Source organism: Acidimicrobiales bacterium (assembly GCA_016794585.1).
Lineage (GTDB): Bacteria > Actinomycetota > Acidimicrobiia > Acidimicrobiales > DATDAH01 > JAEUJM01.
Window position 1 is genome coordinate 33,649 of sequence record JAEUJM010000019.1, and the last position, 22,585, is coordinate 56,233.

The 22,585-nt window shown below is 69.9% G+C and carries 20 protein-coding genes; 13 read left to right on the plus strand and 7 right to left on the minus strand.

Annotation, left to right across the window (positions count from 1 at the left end):
* Positions 1–13 precede the first annotated feature (13 nt).
* Positions 14–1,417, minus strand: a complete 1,404-nt coding sequence (locus tag JNK12_11175; protein MBL8776490.1) for a magnesium chelatase — start codon at positions 1,415–1,417, stop codon at positions 14–16.
* 17 nt (positions 1,418–1,434) lie between these two features.
* A complete protein-coding gene (locus tag JNK12_11180) occupies positions 1,435–2,724 on the minus strand; it encodes a cation:proton antiporter (protein ID MBL8776491.1) in 1,290 nt (429 codons plus the stop codon).
* Between the two features lie 90 nt (positions 2,725–2,814).
* Between JNK12_11180 and JNK12_11185 the strand changes: the two genes are divergently transcribed.
* On the plus strand, positions 2,815–4,977 hold the full coding sequence (locus tag JNK12_11185; GenBank protein MBL8776492.1) for a hypothetical protein: 2,163 nt from the start codon (positions 2,815–2,817) through the stop codon (positions 4,975–4,977).
* A 229-nt stretch (positions 4,978–5,206) separates the two neighbouring features.
* Here the strand turns inward: JNK12_11185 and JNK12_11190 are convergent, their stop codons facing one another.
* Positions 5,207–5,827 carry a TetR/AcrR family transcriptional regulator gene (locus JNK12_11190; protein ID MBL8776493.1) on the minus strand — a complete coding sequence of 207 codons (621 nt, stop codon included), beginning with the start codon at positions 5,825–5,827 and terminating at the stop codon, positions 5,207–5,209.
* Positions 5,828–5,911: 84 nt separating this feature from the next.
* Between JNK12_11190 and JNK12_11195 the strand changes: the two genes are divergently transcribed.
* The 7 genes from JNK12_11195 (at position 5,912) to JNK12_11225 (ending at position 13,965) form a co-directional block, all read left to right on the plus strand.
* Positions 5,912–7,699: a succinate dehydrogenase flavoprotein subunit gene (locus JNK12_11195; protein MBL8776494.1), complete on the plus strand. Its 1,788-nt coding sequence runs from the start codon at positions 5,912–5,914 to the stop codon at positions 7,697–7,699.
* The gene (locus JNK12_11200) at positions 7,699–8,472 is read left to right on the plus strand and encodes a succinate dehydrogenase iron-sulfur subunit (protein ID MBL8776495.1); all 774 of its coding nucleotides are present in this window, start codon (positions 7,699–7,701) and stop codon (positions 8,470–8,472) included. Before JNK12_11195 ends, JNK12_11200 begins: the two co-directional genes overlap by 1 nt.
* Positions 8,473–8,576: 104 nt before the next feature.
* The gene (locus tag JNK12_11205; protein ID MBL8776496.1) at positions 8,577–9,341 is read left to right on the plus strand and encodes a TIGR04255 family protein; all 765 of its coding nucleotides are present in this window, start codon (positions 8,577–8,579) and stop codon (positions 9,339–9,341) included.
* Positions 9,338–9,988, plus strand: a complete 651-nt coding sequence (locus tag JNK12_11210; GenBank protein MBL8776497.1) for a hypothetical protein — start codon at positions 9,338–9,340, stop codon at positions 9,986–9,988. Before JNK12_11205 ends, JNK12_11210 begins: the two co-directional genes overlap by 4 nt.
* On the plus strand, positions 9,985–10,650 hold the full coding sequence (locus tag JNK12_11215; protein ID MBL8776498.1) for a hypothetical protein: 666 nt from the start codon (positions 9,985–9,987) through the stop codon (positions 10,648–10,650). The genes JNK12_11210 and JNK12_11215 overlap by 4 nt, the downstream gene beginning before the upstream one ends.
* A 192-nt stretch (positions 10,651–10,842) precedes the next feature.
* Entirely contained in the window at positions 10,843–13,221 is a 2,379-nt protein-coding gene (locus JNK12_11220) for a sodium-translocating pyrophosphatase (protein ID MBL8776499.1), read from the plus strand.
* A gap of 42 nt (positions 13,222–13,263) precedes the next feature.
* Positions 13,264–13,965, plus strand: coding sequence for a VTT domain-containing protein (locus tag JNK12_11225; protein ID MBL8776500.1), 702 nt, complete (start codon positions 13,264–13,266; stop codon positions 13,963–13,965).
* Here JNK12_11225 and JNK12_11230 read toward each other — a convergent pair whose 3' ends face one another.
* The 3 genes from JNK12_11230 to JNK12_11240 are packed head-to-tail and all read right to left on the minus strand — an operon-like array spanning position 13,966 to position 16,461.
* Complete coding sequence (locus JNK12_11230) at positions 13,966–14,931, minus strand: hypothetical protein (GenBank protein ID MBL8776501.1); 966 nt, start codon at positions 14,929–14,931, stop codon at positions 13,966–13,968.
* A 44-nt stretch (positions 14,932–14,975) separates the two neighbouring features.
* Positions 14,976–16,121 (minus strand): hypothetical protein, encoded by a 1,146-nt coding sequence (locus tag JNK12_11235; protein MBL8776502.1) that lies wholly within the window; start codon positions 16,119–16,121, stop codon positions 14,976–14,978.
* A gap of 7 nt (positions 16,122–16,128) precedes the next feature.
* Entirely contained in the window at positions 16,129–16,461 is a 333-nt protein-coding gene (locus JNK12_11240; protein ID MBL8776503.1) for a hypothetical protein, read from the minus strand.
* Positions 16,462–16,574: 113 nt separating this feature from the next.
* Between JNK12_11240 and JNK12_11245 the strand changes: the two genes are divergently transcribed.
* The 5 genes from JNK12_11245 to JNK12_11265 all read left to right on the plus strand — a co-directional run bounded on the left by JNK12_11245 (position 16,575) and on the right by JNK12_11265 (position 21,910).
* On the plus strand, positions 16,575–16,955 hold the full coding sequence (locus JNK12_11245; GenBank protein MBL8776504.1) for an SCP2 sterol-binding domain-containing protein: 381 nt from the start codon (positions 16,575–16,577) through the stop codon (positions 16,953–16,955).
* A 91-nt stretch (positions 16,956–17,046) separates the two neighbouring features.
* Complete coding sequence (locus JNK12_11250) at positions 17,047–18,453, plus strand: ABC transporter substrate-binding protein (GenBank protein MBL8776505.1); 1,407 nt, start codon at positions 17,047–17,049, stop codon at positions 18,451–18,453.
* A 197-nt stretch (positions 18,454–18,650) separates the two neighbouring features.
* Positions 18,651–19,136 carry a sigma-70 family RNA polymerase sigma factor gene (locus JNK12_11255; protein MBL8776506.1) on the plus strand — a complete coding sequence of 162 codons (486 nt, stop codon included), beginning with the start codon at positions 18,651–18,653 and terminating at the stop codon, positions 19,134–19,136.
* Complete coding sequence (locus tag JNK12_11260; protein ID MBL8776507.1) at positions 19,129–20,589, plus strand: hypothetical protein; 1,461 nt, start codon at positions 19,129–19,131, stop codon at positions 20,587–20,589. Before JNK12_11255 ends, JNK12_11260 begins: the two co-directional genes overlap by 8 nt.
* A gap of 310 nt (positions 20,590–20,899) precedes the next feature.
* Positions 20,900–21,910, plus strand: a complete 1,011-nt coding sequence (locus tag JNK12_11265; protein MBL8776508.1) for an IS30 family transposase — start codon at positions 20,900–20,902, stop codon at positions 21,908–21,910.
* A gap of 107 nt (positions 21,911–22,017) precedes the next feature.
* On the opposite strand, the gene JNK12_11270 is transcribed toward JNK12_11265, so the two are convergent.
* Positions 22,018–22,380, minus strand: coding sequence for a glyoxalase (locus JNK12_11270; protein ID MBL8776509.1), 363 nt, complete (start codon positions 22,378–22,380; stop codon positions 22,018–22,020).
* Positions 22,381–22,585 lie beyond the last annotated feature (205 nt).

The following is a 22,585-nucleotide window of genomic DNA, read 5'->3' on the forward strand; positions in this document are numbered from 1 at the left end:
CGGACCGCTCGGCTCAGCCGCGGCCTCGGTAGGTGGCGCGGGCGCCGACTGCGTCCTTGTTGAGGCGTTTCGACAGGTGGAGGCCCTCGAGGACGAGCTCGACGGCGCCGGCCACCGCCGCGGGCGACTCGTCGTCGGTCAGCTGCCGCACGGCGTCGCGCAGCGCCGGCACCGAGGTGACGAGCTGGGCGTAGTCGTCGGCGCCGACGTCCTCGCCGGCGTTGACCACCGCGCCCTCGTCGAAGGCGTCGAGCACACCACGCAGGTCCTCGACCGCGAAGTGCTCCTTGAACACCGTCAGCACCGCGCCCTTCATGATCTGCTCGACGATCTGCGCGTCGCGGCCCTCCTCGATGGCCTCGATCTCGACCTTGCCGGCGGTGGAGGAGACGAGCGCCTCGAGGTCGCTCACCCGCGGCACGACCTCGGTCTCGCCCATGCGCAGCGACCGCCGGAGGGCGTTGGCGATCAGGGTCTCCTCGTTCGACACGGTGAGGCGCACCGACACGCCGGAGGCCTGGTTGATGTGCGGGCTCTGACGGGCCAGGTGGCTGATGGTGGCCACGATCTCGGACATGTACTCGGGCACGGAGACCCGCACGCCCTCGAGGTCGAACGGACGGGCCTCCTGGGCGGCGATGGCCACCTCGGTCTCGACGTCGAGGGGGTAGTGGGTGCGGATCTGGGCGCCGAAGCGGTCCTTCAGCGGGGTGATGATCCGCCCGCGGTTCGTGTAGTCCTCGGGGTTGGCCGAGGCGAAGAGCAACACGTCGAGGGGGAGGCGGATCTTGTAGCCGCGCACCTGGACGTCTCGCTCCTCGAGCACGTTCAGCAGTCCGACCTGGATGCGCTCGGAGAGGTCGGGCAGCTCGTTGATGGCGAAGATGCCACGGTTGGTACGGGGGACGAGGCCGTAGTGGAGGGTGAGCTCGTCGGAGAGGTAACGGCCCTCGGCGACCTTGATGGGATCGACCTCGCCGATGAGGTCGGCGATGGACGTGTCGGGGGTGGCCAGCTTCTCGCCGTAGCGCAGGTCGCGGTGGACCCACTCGATGTTGGTGTCGTCGCCGTGCTCGGCCACGAGGTCCCGGGCGTGCTTCGACACCGGGTGGTAGGGGTCGTCGTTGATCTCGGAACCGACGATGATCGGCATCCACTCGTCGAGCAGCCCGGTGAGCGAGCGGATCATGCGGGTCTTCGCCTGACCCCGCTCGCCCAGGAAGATCACGTCGTGCCCCGCGAGCAGCGCGTTCTCGAGCTGGGGCATGACGGTGTCCTCGTAGCCGAGCACCTCGGCGAAGAGGGGCTCGCCGGAGGCGATCTTGGCGACCGCGTTGCGGCGCACCTCCTCCTTGATGGGAACCGACTCCCAGCCGGACTCGCGGAGCTGGCCGATGGTGGCGGGTCGCGACGACATGCGCGCCAACCTACCGGTCACGCGGAGGGGGGCGACGGTCGAGCTCGGCGGTCTGTGCCCGCCCCGTCACGGTCGACCTTCCGCTCGATCCCGGACAGGGCGATGCTGGCGGTGGTCCCATGGACGACGATCGACAAGACGATGGTGAGGATGGCGATCGACCACACCTCGCGGGCTTCCGGAAAGGCCTCCTCGGTCACCGCGTGCGCCAGGTAGTAGATCGTGCCCATCCCGCGGACCCCGAAGAAGGCCAGCGCCGCCCGTGTGGGCGCGTCGGTGGGCGACCCGAGCAGGCCGACCCAGCCAGCCAGCGGCCGCACCACCACGATCGCGGCCACGGCCACGGCGATGCCTGCGGGCGTGAGTGCCCCGAGGGCACCGTCGACCACCGACCCGCCCAGCAGCAACAGGAACACGATGCTCGCGAGGCGTTCGAGGGTCTCGGCGAAGTCGTGCAGCACCTCGTGGTACTCGTGGTCGAGCTCGTACCTGCGGATGGTGACCGCGGCCACGAACACCGCGAGGAAGCCGTAGCCATGGGCGAGCTCCGCCACGCCGTAGACCAGCAGGGTCGCTCCCACGGAGACGAAGCCCTGGCCGGTGCGGGCGAGGGCCAGCGGTGACCCGACGCTGAAGGCCAGGTAGGCGATGACCCGACCGAGCAGCACGCCCACCACGAGACCGACGGAGAGGTGCACGACCACGTCGTCCACGACCCAACCGGCCAGCCAGCTTCCACCGGCCGCGATCGCGATGGCGAGGTTCGTGAACGGGAAGGCGAGGGCGTCGTTGAGGCCGGCCTCCGAGGTCAGGCCGAAGCGGACCTCGTCGTCGGCGTCCTCCTCCTCGGGACCCTGCACGCCCTCCACCTGCACGTCGGACGCGAGCACCGGGTCGGTGGGTGCGAGCACGGCGCCGAGGAGGACGGCCGCCGCCAGCGGCAGCCCCGCCGCCAGTCCCCCCAACAGCGCGATGCCGGCGATCGTGAGCGGCATGGTGATGCCGAGCAATCGCCAGGTGGTGCCCCAAGACCGCCAGCCGATGGGTCGGCGCAGCTTCAGTCCGGCGCCCATGAGGGAGACGATCACCACGAACTCCGTGAGCCGCTCGGCCCAGTTGGTGTCCGTGTCCGCCCCCGTGCCGGGCAGCGGCGCCTCCAGGCCCAGCGGCAGCGCGAACAGGACCATGCCGGCCGCCACGTACACGATCGGCACCGAGATCGGCCGGCGGTGCACCAGCCGGGGGAGCACCGCCGACCCCAGCACCGCCACCCCGAGGATGGCCAGGAGCAGTTGGTAGGTGTCCACGACCGTCCCCTACCCCGGCGGCCCCGTCCGGGTCGGATTCCGCGGCCCCGAGGGCCGGGGGCCCGGCCGCGACCATTACCCTCGGACCCCTTGGCTCTCGATCTCTCGGGCACGTGGCGAGCGGCGATCGCCGACGAGGACCTGCGTCGCACCTACACCCTCGATGGGTTCGACGACTCCGGCTGGGAGCCGATCGAGGTGCCGGGCCACTGGCAGTCGACACCGGCCTTCGCGGGCACCGAGGGACCGCTGCTCTTCCGCCACGGCTTCGGTGCGCCCGCGCCCGCCGAGGGGCGACGATCCTGGCTGGTCCTCGACGGCGTCTTCTACCAGGGCGACGTGTGGCTCGACGAGGGCTACGTCGGTGCGACCGAGGGCTACTTCTTCCACCACACCTTCGAGGTCACCGAGGCCCTCACCGCGCGGGCCGAGCACGCGCTCGCCATCGAGGTGATCTGCGCGCCGCAGCTCGACCGGGCGGCCAAGCGCAACCTGACCGGCGTGTTCCAGCACTGGGACTGCCACGACCGCGACCGCAACCCCGGCGGCATCTGGCGGCCGGTGCGCCTCGAGGAGACGGGCCCCGTGCGCTTCCGGCGCCCGTCGATGATCTGCACCGACGCCAGCGAGACGAACGCCACCGTCGCCATCGGGGCGGTGGTCGACACGCTCGACGCAGGGACGGTCGAGATCCGCACCACCGTCGCGCCCGCCGGCGACGACCGCCCGATCGTCGAGCAGGTGGCCGAACATCCGCTCGCAGCGGGCGAGAACCGGGTCGAGTGGTCGGTCTCGGTGGCCGACCCCGAGCGCTGGTGGCCGTGGTCGCTCGGCGACCAGCCGCTGCACGACGTCACCATCGAGGTGCGCACCGACGGCGGCGAGGTCAGCCACCGGGTCACCCGCCGACTGGGCTTCCGCACGGTCGAGCTGCGCAACTGGATCGCCCACGTCAACGGCGAGCGCCTCTTCCTGAAGGGCTCGAACCAGGGGCCGACCCGCCAGGCCCTCGCCGAGGCCACCGTCGAGGATCTCCGAGGTGACGTCGCCCTCGCCCGTGACGCCGGGCTCGACTTCCTCCGCCTGCACGCCCACATCACCCGGCCCGAGGTGTACGACGCCGCCGACGAGGCCGGACTCCTGCTCTGGCAGGACCTCCCCCTCCAGTGGGGCTACGCCCGTGGGGTGCGCAAGCAGGCGGTCCGCCAGGCCCGCAAGGCCGTCGAGCTGCTCGGCCACCATCCCTCGGTGGCCATCTGGTGCGGGCACAACGAGCCCATGGCCATCGACATCGACGCCGAAGCGCTCGGCGACCCCGCCGAGGTGCGCAAGCTGGCGCTACGGGCGCTCGCCGCCCAGGAGCTGCCCACCTGGAACCGCACGATCCTCGACCGCTCCATCAAGCGCTCGCTCCGCAAGGCCGACTCGTCCCGACCGGTCATCGCGAGCTCGGGGATGTTCCCCCACCTGCCCCAGCTCGACGGCACCGACACCCACACCTACTTCGGTTGGTACTTCGGCGACGAGCGCGACTTCCCGACCTTCCTGCGCCGCCTCCCCCGCCTCGCCCGCTTCGTCACCGAGTTCGGCGCGCAGGCCGTGCCGGAGGACGCCGCCTTCTGCGAGCCCGAGCGCTGGCCAGATCTCGACTGGCCCCGCCTCGCCCGCACCCACAACCTCCAGAAGCACGCCTTCGACCGTTACGTGCCGCCGGCGGACTCCACCACCTTCGACGAGTGGCGTGACGCCACCCAGCGCTACCAGGCCGAGGTCGTGAAGCACCACATCGAGGCGCTCCGCAAGCTGAAGTACCGCCCGACCGGTGGGTTCGCCCAGTTCTGCTTCGCCGACGGCCACCCGGCGGTGACCTGGAGCGTGCTCGGGCACGACCGCGCACCCAAGGCGGCCCACGCCGCGCTGGTCGAGGCGTGCCGGCCGGTGATCGTGACCTGCCAACGCCCGCCTGAGACCGTGCGCGCCGGCGAGCGCCTCACGCTCGACGTGCACGCCGTGTCCGACCTGCACCGGCTGGTGGCCGGCGCCCGGGTCGGCGCCACGGTCCGGTGGGCCGGCGGTGAGGAGACGTGGGGGTGGCAGGGAGACCTGCCCGCGGACGAGTGCACCCGCATCGGCGGCATCGAGTTCGAGGTGCCCGACGCGCCGGGGCCGCTCACCATCGATCTCGAGCTCCTCGGCGGCGACCTCGACCGCGTGGCCAACCACTACGCCACCGTCATCGTCGGGTCCGCCTGAGCACGTTCACCCGACCCGCCCTCGCCGCCGGGAGGAGGTGGTGGGAACCGGCCCCCGCACCTCCTCCCGGGTACGCCCGTGGCGTGGGAGGGCCGCCGTCACGGCGGTGAAGGGGACCGTGACGGCGGAGTGCCGACGGTCGAAGGGCGCCGACCGGCACTCGAATACCCTCAGTTTCCGAGTGTCCCAGCGTGTCACCGCCGGGTCAAGTCGGCCCGCAGCGGCGGGATCAACCCGTCGGCGGCTCCGCGGCGACCTCCATGGTGCCGAGGATCAGGTTGCGCACGGCCACCCGGTAGGCCTCGCTCGGGATGGTGGCGTCGAGGGTGCGGATGAACGCCAGACCGGCGACGGCGGCGAAGAAGATGTCGACCTGCACCTCGAGGTGCAGGGGCTCGACGGCGAGATCGAGCAGGCGGCTGAGCTCGGCGGCCAGCATGGTCGACACCATCGTGCGGGCCGAGCGGTAGGGCTCGACGAAGGCGCGTGCCGCCTCGGGGGTCGCGGCCGCCTCGACCAGGAACTCGGAGTAGGCCCGCTGGCGCTGCTCGCCCTCGCCACCGAGGGCGGCCACCCAGTCGGCGATGAGGGCGATCCACTCGTCGAGGTCGTCGAGGGCGGCAGCCTGCTCGGCGAGGAGCGGGATCCCGCCCAGGGACCACTCCTGGCGGACCGCCAGGAACAGGTCGGCCTTCGATCGGAAGTTGGCGTACACCGCACCCTTGGTGAGCCCGGCGTCGGCCGCGATCTCGGACAGCGTGGTGCCCAGGTACCCCTGGGCCTCGAATCGCCGGTCGGCCGCGGCGAGCAACGCCGCCCTCGTCCGCTCCTGTGATTCGGCCCGACTCATCGGCTTCGTCTCCCCCACCAAGGGGTGATTCTAGGAAGTCGCGCGACCCCGAGGGGGCGTCCGGGCGCGGTCGATGCGGTGCCGATGCCCAGCGCGTGGAAAAGTGAGGTCGTGAAAGTCCATCACCACAGCTACGACGCGGTGATCGTCGGCGCCGGTGGCGCCGGCCTGCGTGCCGCCATCGAGGTCGCGGGGCAGTGCCACGTGGCGGTCCTCACCAAGCTCTACCCGACCCGCTCGCACACCGGCGCCGCCCAGGGCGGCATGTGTGCGGCGCTCGCCAACGTGGAGGACGACTCCTGGGAGTGGCACGCGTTCGACACGGTGAAGGGCGCCGACTACCTCGGCGACCAGCCCGCCATCGACGTGATGTGCCGCGAGGCCATCGACGCGGTGATCGAGCTCGAGCACTTCGGCCTGCCGTTCAACCGGACCCCCGAGGGCAAGATCGACCAGCGGCGCTTCGGCGGCCACACCCGCAACCACGGCGAGGCCCCGGTGCGCCGGGCGTGCTACTCGGCCGACCGCACGGGCCACATGATCCTCCAGACCCTGTTCCAGCAGTGCGTGAAGCGGGGCGTGAACTTCTTCAACGAATTCCAGGTCCTCGACATCGCGTTCGTGGACGACCCCGACAGCGACGCCGGCAAGCGGGTGTCGTCAGTGGTGGCCTACGAGATGGCCACGGGCGACCTGCACGTGTTCCGCACCAAGGGCGTGCTCTTCGCCTCCGGCGGCTTCGGCCGCATGTTCAAGGTGTCGTCCAACGCCGTGAGCCTCACCGGTGACGGCCCGGGCCTCCTCCTGCGTCGGGGCATCCCCATGCAGGACATGGAGTTCTTCCAGTTCCACCCGACCGGTATCTACAAGCTGGGCATCCTGCTCTCCGAGGCCGCCCGCGGCGAGGGCGGCATCCTGCGCAACAAGGACGGCGAGCGCTTCATGGAGCGCTACGCCCCCACCGTGAAGGACCTCGCCCCCCGCGACATGGTCTCGCGGTCGATCATGACCGAGATCCTCGAGGGTCGGGGCTGCGGCATCAACGGGGACTACGTCCACCTGGACCTCACCCACCTGCCGCCCGAGCAGATCGACGCCAAGCTGCCCGACATCTCGGACTTCGTGCGCACCTACCAGGGCATCGAGCCGAAGACCGACCCCATCCCGATCCAGCCCACCGCCCACTACGCCATGGGCGGCATCCCCACCAACGTCGACGGCCAGGTCGTCATCGACACCGACAACACCGTGCTCCCCGGCCTCTACGCCGCCGGCGAGTGCGCCTGCGTGTCGGTCCACGGCGCCAACCGCCTCGGCACCAACTCGCTGCTCGACATCGTCGTGTTCGGCCGCCGCGGCGGCAAGGACATGGCCCGCTACGTCAACAGCGTCGGCCACCCCGAGGCGGTGCCGGGTGCCGAACAGGACGTCGCCGCCCGCATCGAGAAGCTCAAGGCGGGCAAGGGCTCGGAGAACTACGCCGACCTGCGCACCCGCCTCCAGGACGACATGACCAAGTACGCCACGGTGTTCCGCACCGAGGAATCCCTGGCCACGGCCGAGGCCACCGTCGCCGAGCTGAAGGAGGCCTACGAGGACGTCGCCATCACCGACAAGGGCGACACCTTCAACTACGACCTCACCGAGGCGCTCGAGGTGAGCTACCTGCTCGACCTCGCCGACGTCACCGTCAAGAGCGCCCGGGCCCGCACCGAGAGCCGCGGCGCCCACGCCCGTGACGACTACCCGAACCGCGACGACGGCGAGTGGATGAAGCACACGCTCGCCACCCTGAACGACGACGGCACCATCACCTTGGACTACAAGCCCGTGATCGGTGGCCGCTACGAGCCCATGGAGCGCAAGTACTGATGGCTGACACCACCACTGCCGAGGCCCCGTCGGAGTCGGGCGGGGCGGCGGCGCCCGCCCCCGCGGTCGAGCTCTTCAAGATCGAGCTGCGCATCAAGCGCTTCGACCCCGAGCGCGACACCAAGCCCCACTGGGAGAGCTACCAGGTCGAGATGGAGGGCACCGACCGCGTGCTCGACGCCCTCCACGAGGTCAAGTACCACCACGACGGCACCCTCTCGCTACGGCGCTCCTGCGCCCACGGCGTGTGCGGATCGGACGCCATGGTCATCAACGGCGCCAACGCCCTGGCCTGCACGATGCTCATCAAGGACGCCGGCAAGATCGTCACGGTCGAGCCCATCCGCGGCCTCCCGGTCATCAAGGACCTCGTGGTCGACATGGAGCCCTTCTTCGCCCAGTACCGCTCGGTGATGCCCTTCCTCATCAACGAGAGCGACCCCGGCTACACCGAGCGCTACCAGTCCTCGGAGGACCGCGAGCGCTTCGACGACACCACCAAGTGCATCCTCTGCGCGGCGTGCACCACGTCGTGCCCGGTGTACTGGGGCAACTCGTCGTACGTGGGCCCGGCGGCCATCGTCAACGCCCACCGCTTCATCTTCGACTCGCGCGACGAGGGTGCGGCCGACCGCCTCGACATCCTCAACGAGAAGTCGGGCGTGTGGCGCTGCCGCACCGCCTTCAACTGCTCCGAGGCCTGCCCCCGTGAGATCAAGGTCACCCAGGCCATCGAAGAGGTCAAGCGGGCCATCCTCTACGACCGCGTGTAGCGGCGGAGCGCCCACGTGTCCGCGCGGCTGTGCGATGCAGTTACACTTCTGGTATCTCTATTGGTATGGCAGATTCCGAGGTATGGCCGAACGCCCCTTTGGCCTTGGTAGCCGTCGAGGCCCGGTTTCCCGCAGCGACCACAGCTCTCCGACCTCCCGGGCAGCGAGCGCTTAGGGATCATCTCGGTAGCGACTGGGTGATCGAGGGTGCAAAAGAGCAAACGGTGGAAATTGCCCTCGCAAGTGGCGTGCCGGGAAACCCAGTCGTCAAGACCGAGGAAGTGACTCGGATCACCATGCGCGATCGGACCGTCGCTGTGACAGTCCGTCCGGAGCGGTTGACGATCGAGGCTACGAGCTACCGGGGCTACCCTGCGTTCCGAGAGATCTTGCGCCGAGCGTTCGAGGCCGTCGAGGACGTATTGAGGCCAGATGGCGTCATCCGGTTGGGACTCCGCTACATCGACGAGATACGAGTTCCCGGCCTTACTGAGCCAAGTGAGTGGGTCGAATGGATTGACCCGAGTCTTTTGTCATCCCGAGCCGATGGTCTAGTCGCAGTCGAGTGGACCGGCGCTGCCCAGTACCAAACGGGCGCGGAGCAGCGACTGGTGCTCCGGCACGGTACGTCCGACGGGCCAGTGGTCGACCCCTCTGGCCCTCTCCGACGGCCCTTACCACCCCCCACCGGCCCCGTCTTCGTGCTGGATTTCGATAGTTTCTGGCAGCCGGACCTGATCCCTGCCTTCCGAACGCCCGATCTGCTCGTGGCTTGTGACCAGCTCAGGGGTCCTGCACGGTCACTGTTTGACCAGCTGCTGACAGACCGACTAATCGACGACGTCTTTCGAAAGGATCCGCTGGCGTGAGCACGATGCATCGCGACTGGACCCAGGACTCAACGAGGACCGATGCGCTTCTCGACCGACCGTCTGACACCCCAACGAAGACTACGCAGGACGAACTCGCAGATCGAGCAGGCCATCTTCGCGGGGTAACCAGGTATCTCCTTGAAGACGTCGCCGAGGTGCACGACGAGGCGATGGCCATCCAACTCGATGCTCGGACTGACGAGGCTGCTAAACGGTCTGTGCAGGACCTCCTCAGCGAACTCGCTGGCCTGGGTTTTGCCTGGAGGGACATCGCCCGTCTTGTGGACGTCACCGTCCCGGCCGTCCGTAAGTGGCGTCACGGCGAGTCCACGACTGGGGCCCATCGTCGTTCCGTAGCTCGACTGCTCGCCTTCGTTGACGTCCTGCGGTGCGACCATCTCGTGAGCGACGTGGCGTCGTGGATGGAGATTCCCCTGGCAGGGTCCGAGATCACCGCAATCGACATCTACAGCGAAGGTGATGCCACCGGCTTGCTTGAGTACGCCGCTGGCCACATCACTTCTGAAGACCTGCTCGACGCGTCTTTCCCTCAGTGGCGGGTCCTGCCCGACGATCATCTTGAGGTCGCGATGGGTGACGACGGCGAACCAGTGATCCGCCTGCAGGTGGAGACACGTGAGTGAGCCTCGAAACCTGGGACGCACCCTCACGGCTCTACCTCGCCCGAGGTGACGAGGTGTCGTCGCGCCGCCCACTCTTCACGGGCGACGTAATCGACGGGGTCGCAATCCCAGGTGTCCAGGTCGACGGATCGGCGCTGGTGCTGGCGCACCCGTGCGCTATGCGACGAGGGGCAAAGCTCGCCGATGGGATCCTGGTAGCCGCAGTCCGCCCCCACGACGCCATCGCGGCTGAGAAGTGGAGCAATGGATTCTTCGATCGTATGCCACTTCCTGAGCTCCGTGGCCCCACCCTGCCCTTCGAAGCGGCTCGCCTGGCGGAGATCGGTTTGGCGGAACAGTCGACACTCAACGTCGAGAAGCGGGTCGCATGTCTGTCGCCGGTGGGCGTCAACATCCTCCAGCAGCGCAACGTATTCCACATGACCCGCCTTGAGGTGCCGACCGCCCGATTCTGGGAGGCCTTTGGGCACACCTTCGAGGAAGCCGACTTACTTGAGGAGTGGACCGAGGAACTCGCGGACGTTCCGTCGATCGGTGATCCAGTACAAGGCTTCGAGGACTGGATACGAGCTGAATCTCGACAAGAACGCCTGACGGATCCACAGCAACGAGCGAGCATCCGCTCCGAGATGCGAGTCGAGCTACGGGCGATGCAGGCCTGAGTAGCGGTGTCCGCCCGAGCGGCGACTCTCCTAGACAACTCTCCTAGGCGCGCCGCCGGGCGGGCCGACGACCCACCGCCAGCGGTCGCCAATTGGCCTCGACAGGGGTCGCTGGGCAAATCTTGAGGCGGCATGACGGCGGTCTGAACAGATCGCCGCGCCCACACCCCATGTCCCACAGGCGGCACAGGGCTGCCTGCGACCAAAGGAAACACGTTGCCCCTTCTCAACGTCCTCGCCGCTGAAGGCGGGTACCAGGAATTCACGCTCGGCGGCGCCGAGTGGTTCTGGCTGTGGTTCAGTGCGGCCACCGCCATCCTGGCCCTCGCCGTCGGCGCCTTCCTGGTGCGATCGGTGCTCGACGCCGACACCGGTACCGACAAGATGCGCGAGATCGCCGCGGCGATCCAAGAGGGGGCCATGGCCTACCTCAAGCGCCAGTTCCGCACGATCGCGATCATCGTCGTCCCGGTGGCGATCATCGTGTTCGTCACCTCCACCGAGGTGCTGAAGCCGGACGGCGTCGTGGCCCTGAGCTTCTTCCAGTCGGGCCTGTTCCGCACGCTGGCCTTCATCGCCGGCTGCATCCTGTCGGGCCTCACCGGCTTCATCGGCATGAGCCTGGCCGTGCGAGGCAACGTGCGCACCGCCGCGGCCGCCCGTTCCGGGTCGATGCCCGCCGCCCTCCAGGTCGCCTTCCGCACCGGCGGCGTGGCCGGCATGTTCACCGTCGGCCTGGGCCTCCTCGGCGCCACCGTCATCATCATGATCTTCCAGAACACCGCCTCGGCCATCCTCATCGGCTTCGGCTTCGGCGGCTCGCTGCTCGCCCTGTTCCTGCGCGTGGGTGGCGGCATCTTCACCAAGGCGGCCGACGTCGGCGCCGACCTCGTGGGCAAGGTCGAAGCCGGCATCCCCGAGGACGACCCCCGCAACCCCGCCACCATCGCGGACAACGTGGGCGACAACGTCGGCGACTGCGCCGGCATGGCCTCGGACCTGTTCGAGAGCTACGAGGTCACCCTGGTGGCCTCGATCATCCTGGGTGTGGCCGCGTTCGACTCGATCGGCGCCAACCCCGCCCTCGGTCTCATCTTCCCGGTGGCTGCTCGTGCCATCGGCGTGCTGGCCTCGATCATCGGCGTGTTCGCGGTGCGGGCGACCGACAAGGACAAGTCGGCCATGGCCCCGATCAACCGCGGCTTCGCCCTCGCCAGCATCCTCACCGTCCTCGGCACCGGCGCCGTCGCCCTGCTCTACGTCGGCAACGACGTCGGCGACCCCTCGCTGGACACCTACGTCAGCAACGCCGGTTGGCGCATGCTCGGCGCCGTGGTCGCCGGCCTCGTGCTGGCCCAGGTGGTCAGCCGCCTGACCGAGTACTACACCTCGACCGAGCACAAGCCGGTCCAGGACATCGCCGTGGCCGCCCGTACCGGCCCGGCCACGACCGTCCTCTCGGGCATCAGCTCTGGCCTCGAGTCCTCGGTGTGGGCCATCGTGGCCATCGCCGGCGCCCTCGGTGCCGCCATCGCCCTCGGCGGCGGCAACATCCAGTTCGTCTTCTACCTGGTCGCCCTGGCCGGCATGGGCATGCTCAGCACCACCGGCGTGGTCGTGTCCGAGGACACCTTCGGCCCCGTGGCCGACAACGCCGCGGGCATCGCCGAGATGTCCGGCGAGTTCGAGGGTGACGCCGAGCGCATCATGGTCAGCCTCGACGCGGTGGGCAACACCACCAAGGCCGTCACCAAGGGCTTCGCCATCGGCTCGGCGGTCATCGCCGCCGTCGCCCTGTTCGCCTCGTTCATCGAGGTGATCGCCGACGAGGTCGGCCTCGAGGCAACCGGCAACGAGCTCTTCGAGGCCCTGCCCATCAACGTGGCCGACCCCAAGGTGTTCATCGGCCTGCTCATCGGTGGCTCGATCGCCTTCATGTTCAGCTCCCTCGCCATCCGCGCCGTCGGCCGCACCGCCGGCACCGTGGTGCAGGAGGTCCGCCGCCAGTTCGCCGACGGCAAGATCATGGCGGGGACGAAGCGCCCCGACTACGGCCCGGTCATCGACATCTGCACCACCGCCTCGCTGCGGGAGCTGGCCACCCCGGCCCTGCTCGCGGTGCTGACCCCGGCCATCATCGGCTTCGGCATCAACGTCTACGCCCTCGGCGCCTTCCTGGCCGCGACCATCCTCACCGGCCAGCTCATGGCCAACTACCAGAACAACGCCGGTGGGGCGTGGGACAACGCCAAGAAGTACATCGAGGACGGCTTCGAGGGCGGCAAGGGCTCCGAGGCCCACAAGGCCGCGGTCATCGGCGACACCGTCGGCGACCCCTTCAAGGACACCGCCGGCCCGGCCCTCAACCCGTTGATCAAGGTCATCAACCTGGTCTCGCTGCTCCTGCTGCCGGCCATCATCGCCCTCGACGACAACGCCGCCCGCTTCGCCATCGCCGGCGTCTCCCTGGTGGTGCTGCTCGGTGCGATCTCGTTCTCGAAGCGTGACGCCGAGGGCATGGACGCCCCCATCGAGCCCGAGGGGCATCACCCCGAGGAAGTCAGCGCCTGATCATGACGGGCTCCCGCGGCGGTCACGAGGAGACGATCTGACATGACTTCCCATGTGATCGTCTCCGCCGTGATCGCCGCGGGCGGCCTGGACCCCGAGTCCCTGCTCCAGTCGTTCGGGGCCCTCGGACTCTTCCTCATCATCTTCGCCGAGTCGGGGCTGTTCTTCGGCTTCTTCCTGCCCGGCGACTCGCTGCTGTTCACCGCCGGCCTGCTGTCCTCGCAGGACAAGCTGCCGGCCCTGCCCATCTTGTTGGTGGGCTGCTTCATCGCCGCCGTGGCCGGCGACCAGGTCGGCTACCTGTTCGGGCGCAAGGTCGGCCCGGCGCTGTTCCGCCGTCCCGACTCGCGCATCTTCAAACAGGAGTACATCGAGCGCTCGCAGGAGTTCTTCGAGCGCCACGGCTCGAAGACCATCGTCCTGGCCCGCTTCGTCCCGGTGGTGCGCACCTTCGCCCCCATCGTGGCCGGCGTCGGCAAGATGCGGTACCGCACGTTCGTCACCTACAACGTGATCGGGGCCCTCATGTGGGCGGTGGGCATCACCACCCTCGGCTACGTGCTCGGCGACCGGGTGCCGTGGGTCGAGGAGAACCTCGAGCTCGCCATCTTCGCCATCATCGGCCTGTCGCTGATCCCCGTGCTCATCGAGGTCATCCGGGCCCGGCGTGAGCCCACCCCGACCCCCGAAGAGCTCCTCGAGAACGAAGAGGAGATCTTCGGCCCCGAGGTCCCGACCGACTGATCAGGCGGTGGCGGGCGGCTCGGCCTCGGGGAGGCCGTACTCCACCCAGCCCACGCCGGTGCGGCCGTCGGCCTCCCGGTACCGGACCATCGAGCGGGGGAAGCGGGAGATGTCGCCGGCGGGCGACACCAGCAGCACCGGCGAGTGGGCGACCGCGGTCATCTCCATGTCGAGGCCGGGGAACGTCATGTGGGCCCGCTCGGGCATGCCGTCCGCGGCGAAGTCGGGCTCGGTGCGGTAGCTGTTGACGTCACCCACCGGGGTGCCGCCGGGGGCCTGGACGTAGCCGATCGACCAGTCGCCCCACCCGGGCATGGAGTGGGTGCCGTGGAAGCGCGTTCCGTCGGCCAGTGCCCCTTCCGACCAGTTGTGCGACATCGCCCACCAGTCCCGCACGCCCCAGGAGTGGTCGCGCTGGCCCGAGCCCTCGAACTCGATGCGCTCGTCGCCCACCAGGATCTCGCCGTGCACCCGGCACGGCACCTCGTAGCGGGTGATGCCGAAGGGGAAGGGGAAGACCTCGCCCTGGGTCTCCCAGTCGAGCTCGAGACCGAGCGCGGTGCGCTCACCGCGGAGATCGCGGGGGTCGGTGGCGGCGTAGACGTCGGCGGGATCGTCGAGGGTGACCCCGAAGCCTTCCAGGCCCAGCGAGATGTGGCGCCACGGGGTCTCGACCACGTAATCCGTCCAGAGCCCGTCACTGCGGACGGCCACGCCGGTGGCGGGGATGGGCACCTCGTGGTCGATCAGGGTGACGAGGGGCCGCCCCTCCCCCACCACGCACGCCCAGTACCAGCAGACCCCGAGGTTCGGGTACAGACCGGTGCGGACGTAGCCCCCGAGCGAGCCGTCATCGGTGACGAAGTCGAGGTACCAGCTCTCGTTCCAGTAGCGCTCGCCGTCGGGGGTGTGGCGCCCCTCGTTGGCGGGGTCATCGGTGAGCTGGGCGTCCGTGGGCTCGGCCATGGCGGCGAGCGTACGCCCCCGCGGGCGCCCCCTCGTCCGTGTCCTCAGGGCAGCGGTTCGTAGTAGTGCTCCTCGTCGCCCACGCCGGCGTTCTCACCCTCCATGGCGGAGAGCAGCTGGTAGAGGGGCTCAGGGACGTCGCGGGGGACGGTCCAGTCGAGCTCGTCGCCCACCCCGGCGACGTCGGCGAAGGGCTTGAGGAACGAGAAGTACACGTAGGCGCCGCAGCGGATCTTCTCGTCCCGACTCATGGCGGCGATGTTGCGGTAGTGCTGGGACTGCGCCTTGCGCACGGCGGCGAGCAGGCCGTCGATCTCGTCGTCGGGCACGGGACGCAGGGACCCGTCGTCGGCGCCGTCGGTGGTGTAGAGGCCGAACGACACCAGCCGATCGAGGTAGTCCTCGGGGGTGGTGTTGGCGGTGCCGAAGTCGGTGATGTGCACGTCGACGTCGTCGAGCACGAGTGCCGCGGTGAGGTTCTGGTAGGGCACGTCGGCCGCCACGTCGGACCACCAGAAGTCGCTCTGGGCGAGGCGGTAGTAGTCCCGCACGATGAGGGTGCGGCCGTCGGGCAGCGGGTAGGGGCCGGTGTCCCCGGAGCCCACCCGGGTGTCGAAGTAGAGCAGGAACAGGTAGTTGATCAGGGTGGCGTTGAAGCGCTTGATGGTGGCGCGGCGGTCGTCGTCAACGTCGGTGGCGCCGGCCAGCAGGGTGGCGATCATGTCGTCGCCGTAGGGCCGCACCACCCCGCCGGCGTCGAAGGCCTGGCGGGTGCCGTCGTCGCCTCGGAAGCCCTGGGCGGCGCGCTCCCAGAAGTCGAGCACCGTGTGGGCCGGCTCGGGTGCGTTGGCCGCGACCGGGTCGATCATGGCCATGACCTTGCGGCCCAGGAGCCAGAAGTTGGCGATGGACCAGAGGTAGACGGTGTTGACCTGGCTGCCCGGGCGGCGGCCGGCCCGGCCGATGTCGCCGGCGGCCATGGCCTCCTCGATGCGCCGCATCATCTCCGGGTAGCGGTACCAGGACTCGACGCAGGCCACCACGATGTAGGCGGTCACCGGGATGAGAGCCGACTCGAGCGAGGTGCGTTCCTCGGTCAGCTGACGGGAGATGGGGCCGTGGTAGGCGATGAGCTCGTTGGCCTTCGCCTTCATCTCCTCTGGTGTGAGGGCGCTGCTCTGGTCGCTCACCGGAGGCTCACGTGCGGATGACGCCGTTGTCGATGGTGACCTGGTCGCCGTCGGCGGGCTCGCCGTCGGGGAAGGTGGCGCCCATCACGCACGGCACCTGGAACTCCCGGCTGACGATGCCGATGTGGCTGCGCACCGTGCCGCCCGTGCAGATGATGCCGGTGAGCTCGTGGTAGATCGGGGCGAGGAAGGTGGCGCCGGCGTCACGTACGACGGCGACGATGCCCTCGGCGCCCGTGTCCATGAGGTCGAGCACGTCGTCGGGACCGCTGAGGAGGCGCCAGGCGCCCGTCACCGGCTCGTGGTCGAACACCGCTTCTCCGCGTCCGCGCTCAGGCATGGGCACCGACGTTAGGCCACCGGGGCGGGCGCCCGGCCCCGATGCGGCCACCGACCGCTCGACCGCCCCCGTCAGGGCTACGACCCTGCCACCTGTGCGTGCCAAGCTCGGGCATGGCCAGGTACCTCAGCGACGAGTGGCTCACCGCCGCCCACGATGCACTGGGCCCGCCCCCCGATGCCGGCGCCGACGACCGGCTCGTCATCGAACAGCACGTCGACGGCGGTCCCGACGGTCGGGTCGTCTGGCACGTGGTGGTGGCCGGTGACGCCCGCTCCATCGAGGCCGGCCCCCACCCCGACCCCGACGTGACCTTCACGCAGGACTACGAGACGGCGGCCGCCGTCGCCCGGGGCGACCTCAGCGCCCAGGAGGCCTTCATGACCGGTCGCATCACCCTGTCGGGGACCGCCGGCGCCCTCATCCTCGCCGCCCCCGCCCTCGCCGCCGTGGGCGACGCCCTCGCTCCCCTGCGCGCCGCCACCACCTACTGAGCGGGCGGGCCTCGACCAGCGGTCGGCGGTCGCCGGGGCTATGGTGCGCGTCGCCGGTGCCGGGGGGCTCGGCAGAACCAGGGGGAAACCGATGAGGCTGCGACGACTGCTGGTCGTGGGGGCGTGCGTGGCGTTGCTGGCGGGCGCCTGCTCGAGCCGGGGCGAGGACTCTGCGGGCGGGTCGGACACCACCGACACGTCGGCGACCTCCGGGACCGAGGGGGCCGAGGGCGTGACCTTCGGCACGATGGAGTCCCCGTGCGGGCCGGCGGCCGACTCCGGGGCCACCGACACGACCGCCGCGGGCGGCGGTGACCCCGCCGAGACCCAGGGCATCAGCGCCGACACCATCCAGGTGGGCACCGTGGCCGACCCGGGCTTCTCGGGGGCACCCGGCCTCAACCAGGAGATCTTCGACGCGGGCGAGGGCTTCGTGGCGTGGTGCAACGAGCAGGGCGGCATCGACGGTCGCCAGCTCGAGCTGACCCAGTACGACGCCGCCATCGCCGAGTACCAGGGCCAGATGCAACAGGCGTGTGGCCAGGAGTTCGCCATCGTGGGCGACGGAGCGGTGCAGGACAACCTCTGGGCCACCACCGGCCGGGAATGTGGGCTCATCGACATTGCCGGCTTCTCGGTCACCGCGGAAAAGGCGGGGACCCATGGGGACGAGATCTGGCGGGAGACCCGGGCGGTGCAGCCGCTGCCCAACCCGTCGGACCAGTACCCGGTCGGGGCCATCCAGCTCCTGAACGAGGAGTTCCCCGGCGCCATCGACCACGTCGGCATCCTCTACGGCGACCTCGCCACCACCCGCGAGCAGAAGGACAAGATCGCCGAGGCCATCGAGTCGCAGGGCGGCACCGTGGTGCTCGAGCAGGCCACCAACATCCTGGGCGAGGCCAACTGGGCGCCCTTCGCCCAGGCCCTGAAGGACGCGGGGGTCGAGTGGTTCACCTTCGTGGCCCAGGGCGACGCCATGTCCCAGCTGCAGCAGGCCATGCAGGAGATCGACTACTCGCCCACCGTCACCCTCCTGGAGAGCAACTTCTACGACCCGCTGTACCTCGAGGCGGCCGGCGACGCGGCCAACGGCACCATCGTGCGCCTGGCCTTCACCCCCTTCGAGGAAGCAGCGGACAACCCGGCGACGCAGGACTACATCGACATGATCGAGGCCGTCGACGGCAAGGTCGCCCTCCTCGGCGCCCAGTCCGTGTCGGGCTGGCTGCTGTTCGCCCAGTCGGCGAAGGAGTGCTCCGAGGCCGGGACGCTCACCCGCAGCTGCGTCCTCGAGACCGCCGGCTCGGTCACCGAGTGGGACGCCGGCGGCCTCCACGCCGTCGCCGACCCGTCGACCAACAGCGTGGTGCCCTGCGTGATGATCGTGGAGGCGCAGGACGGCGAGTGGGTCCGCCACGCCCCCGAGGAGGGCTTCGCCTGCAACGACGAGCCCGTGGTGGACCTCACCGGCGACTTCTCCACCGCCGACGGCTGACCACGCCTCCTGTTCTGGCTCCCGATTCGACCGCCCTGGCGGTCGAATCGGGAGCCAGTTCGCGTGGGGTGCCTGAACCTTTCCCCACACTCGTGCGATAGACGGTCCAGACGAGAGCCGGGAGGGCCGTCATCGCCGAACCAGGACCAGGGGACCCGGCGTTCGCCGCGTTCTGCAGGGACCAGTACCCGGCCCTCGTGGGTCTGCTCTCCCTGCACGTCGGCGACCGCCGCATCGCCGAGGAGCTCGCCCACGACGCCCTCGTGCGGACCCAGGAGCAGTGGGAGCGCGTCCGCCACATGGACGCGCCCGGCGCATGGCTGCGGCGGGTAGGCCTGAACCTGGCCAACTCGTGGTGGCGGCGGCGCTTCGCCGAGCGTCGGGCCAACCGGCTGGCCACGGCCGGGGCCGCGACCGACGCTCCCGCCGACGTCGCCGACGCCCTCGCCGTGCGGACGGCCGTCGCCGCTCTCCCCCGCCGTCAGCGCTCCGCCATCACCTTGCGCTACTTCGTCGGCTTGAGCGTGGCCGAGGCCGCGTCCGAGATGGGTTGCGCCGAGGGGACCGTGAAGTCGCTGTCCTCCCAGGCCCTCGCCGCCCTGCGCACCACCTTCACCGACCTCGACGCCGCCCACGCCGCGCACGACACCGACGACCTCGAGGAGGTCGAGCGCCATGGCTGAACCACAGGACCTGCTCCGACGAGGCGCGGCCGTCGGCGGCGAGCCCGACCTCGCCGTCGTCGAGCGACGGGTGAGAGGCCGCCGCCGTCGGAAGCGCTCGGTGGTGGCCGGCGCCGTGGCGCTCGTCCTGGTCGCACTCGGCGCGAGTGTCGCCGTGCGCCAGGGCGATCCGGAGAGCCAGCGGGTCGTGACCGGCCCCGATGGCCGATCGCTCTCCGAGCCGGTGGGCTCATGGCACCAGGCCGCCGATCCTCCCTTCGCCGCCCGCGAAGGGGCCTTCACCGCGACGACCGATGACGGCCGCATCCTCGTCTGGGGCGGTGGCGGGCAGGGCGGGGCCAGCGACGTGCAGGTCGACGGTGGCATCTACGACCCAGAGTCCGACGAGTGGGAGGCCATCCCGGAGGCACCCTTGGGAACGTCCACACGTCATGCCACCGCATCGCTCGTCGCGAACCGCCTCGCCGTCGCCGACGGCGAAGGAAGCCCGGCCACCGCCGCGGTGTTCGATCTCGAGGAAATGACCTGGACCGAGGCGCCCCCGACCGGGGTCGACGGCATCCTCAGCGGGCCGCTGTGGGACGGGACCACGATGGCATTGCTGCGCATTCTCCCGGGTGGCGGAGGTAGTGAGCCACAGACACTCCGGTGGCACGTGGGCGAGGACGCGTGGACCAACGGCGCGCCGTATCCGCTCGGTGCACGGGACGTTCCCGCAATCGCCCGCCACGAGGGAAGGTTCGCCGTCTGGGGAGGTACCACGTCAGATGACCTAGGACCGGGTCGGCCAGTCGCGCCGGGTCCGGACCCCGGGGCCACCTCGGACGGTGCCGTGTACGACCTCGCGTCCGACACCTGGCAGGAGATGCCACCCGGTCCGCTGGAGCCGCGAGTCCATGCCGACGCCATCTGGCAGGAAGGGAATGTCGTCGTGGGCGCTGGCTCGAACGACTTCGATGAATCAGAGACCCCGCTCTCCCCGATCATCGCCAGATACGACCCGAGCACGAACTCCTGGGGCGAATTGCCCTTCCCGCCAGCCGACGTGGTCAATGCCAACTGGAACGGTGTCGAGGCCCCCGCCTTCTTCCTAGAGGGGGGCGCCTCTGGAGCGATCACCGTCGAAGGTGAGGCAGGCATGCACAGCGGTCCGCAGCCTCGGTGGTTCACGCTCGGCGGCGAGTGGGAGGAGGCCCCCTTCTACGACCTCCACGACCTGGACGTCGGCCTCGTCGCCACCAGCGCCACCCGAGACAACCCGGACGACGGGCCGTTCCAGCTGGCCGTCCGGGTGGCGCCCGGCGTATGGCTCGACGGCACCGACGGCCCGTTCACGAACCGCAGGGAGCCCGCCGTCGGCACCGCTGGCGACCACCTGCTCGTGGTCGGCGGGCTCGAGGGCCGAGACATCGAGCCCGTCGGCGATGCCTGGGTCTTCGACGTCTCGGGGTGAGCTGCGCCACTCATCCGCCAACCTGAGGTGCATCCCCCCGTTCTGGCGGTTCTTTGACGGATCGGCAGCGGTATGCGCCGGCGGGCTCAAGGGGTCCTCGCGACATCTCGTCGAGACGAACAGTCTCAAGCGAGACGAGGAGGTCGTGTGATGGGCAAAGCGAAGCGGCAGTGGCGGAGGGTCACCGAGGACAAGCGCAGGGAGATGATCCGTTTGGCGGCGCGGGGCATGTCGCGCGACGACATTGCCTCGGCGGTCTGCCTCGGCGCAGGGTCGGTATTCGAATGTGCTGGTTCCTTTGGGTGGGGTGGTGCGCCCGGAGATGTGGGAGGTCCCCGACGGCCGGCTCACGCTTGATCATCGGGTCGAGATCCGCCTCGGGCTCGAACGAGGCGAGTCCTTCGCGGTCATCGCCGAGCGGATCGGGTTTCACCGCTCCACGGTGTGGCGCGAGGTCAAAGACAACGGCGGACGCGACCTCTACGCGCCGATGGCGGCGCATCGGGCGGCGTGTTCTCGGCGGGAGCGGCCCAAGGAGACCAAGCTGGCGGCGAACCCCCGGATGTGCGCCATGGTGGTCGAGGGCATGGAGAAGCTGTGGTCCCCCGAGCAGATCTCGGCGGCGCTGCACGAGGACCATCCTGACGACCCGGAGATGTGGGTGTCGCACGAGACGATCTACAAGTCGCTGTATGTGCAGGGCCGGGGCGAGCTGCGCCGAGAGCTCACTGCGTGTCTGCGCACCGGCCGCGCCGCCCGCAAGCACCGCAGCCGGGTCGAGCGCCGCGGCCAACTCAAAGACATCGTCACCATCTCAGAGCGGCCCGCCGAGGTCGAGGACCGGGCAGTGCCCGGCCACTGGGAGGGTGACCTCATCATCGGCAAGAACAACAAGAGCGCGATCGGCACCCTGGTGGAACGCTCGATCCGGTTCGTGATGCTCCTGCACCTTCCGGAGGGGCAGAGCGCCCCGTCGGTCCGAGACGCCATGACCGAGGCCATCCAGACCCTGCCCGAGGCGCTGCGCCGCTCCATCACCTGGGACCGGGGCAAGGAGATGGCCGAACACGCCCAGTTCAGCGTCGACACCGGCGTCGACGTCTATTTCTGCGACCCGCACTCGCCCTGGCAGCGCGGCAGCAACGAGAACACGAACGGACTGCTCCGCCAGTACTTCCCCAAAGGCACCGACCTGTCGCTCCACGACGTCGAACGCCTCGCCGAGGTCGCTGACAGCCTCAACGGCCGGCCCCGCAAGACCCTCGGATGGAAGAATCCAGCACAGGCACTCGACGAGCTCCTTGTCGCGATGACCGATTGAGACCGCCGCCGTCGATCCGTCATTGAACCTCCGAGTCCCTCGACGAGGGGGACCACGACGTTCAACGGACCGATCGGCCCCGGCGTTCAGATAAACGGCCGCCGCCGCTACGGGGCGGCGAGGAGCTCGAGGCGGTTGCCCCAGGGGTCGTGGACGTGGAAGCGGGTGACGCCGGGGTTGGCGTCGTCCCACACCACGTCGTGGCCGGCGGCGGTGAGGCGGGCGGCCAGGTCCTCTAGATCGTCGGCCAGCAGGCCGGGATGGGCCTTGCGGGCGGGGGCGAAGTCGGCCTCGACGCCGACGTGGAGCTCCTGGGCGCCGCAGCGGAACCAGCACCCGCCGCGGGCGGCGAGCACGGGTGGCTTGGGCAGCTCGGGCATCCCCAGCAGCTCGCCGTAGAAGTGGCGGGCGGCGTCCTCGCACCCCGGCGGCGCCGCCACCTGCACGTGATCCACCCCGACGATCCCCATCGCCGCCCACGCTACGGCCATGAGCACGGACGGAGTGCGCACGGCCGGCGGGCCCGTCGGTCAGCCCGACGAGCCCGGTTGCGGTCACCACCTCGTCGATTCCGCTCGGCGGGCGCCGACGAGGGCCGCACGTCCCACCGTGGGTGGCCGGATCCACCCTGACGCCGCCGAAACGCCCTCGTTGGAGGGAATAGCCCCCGGATTC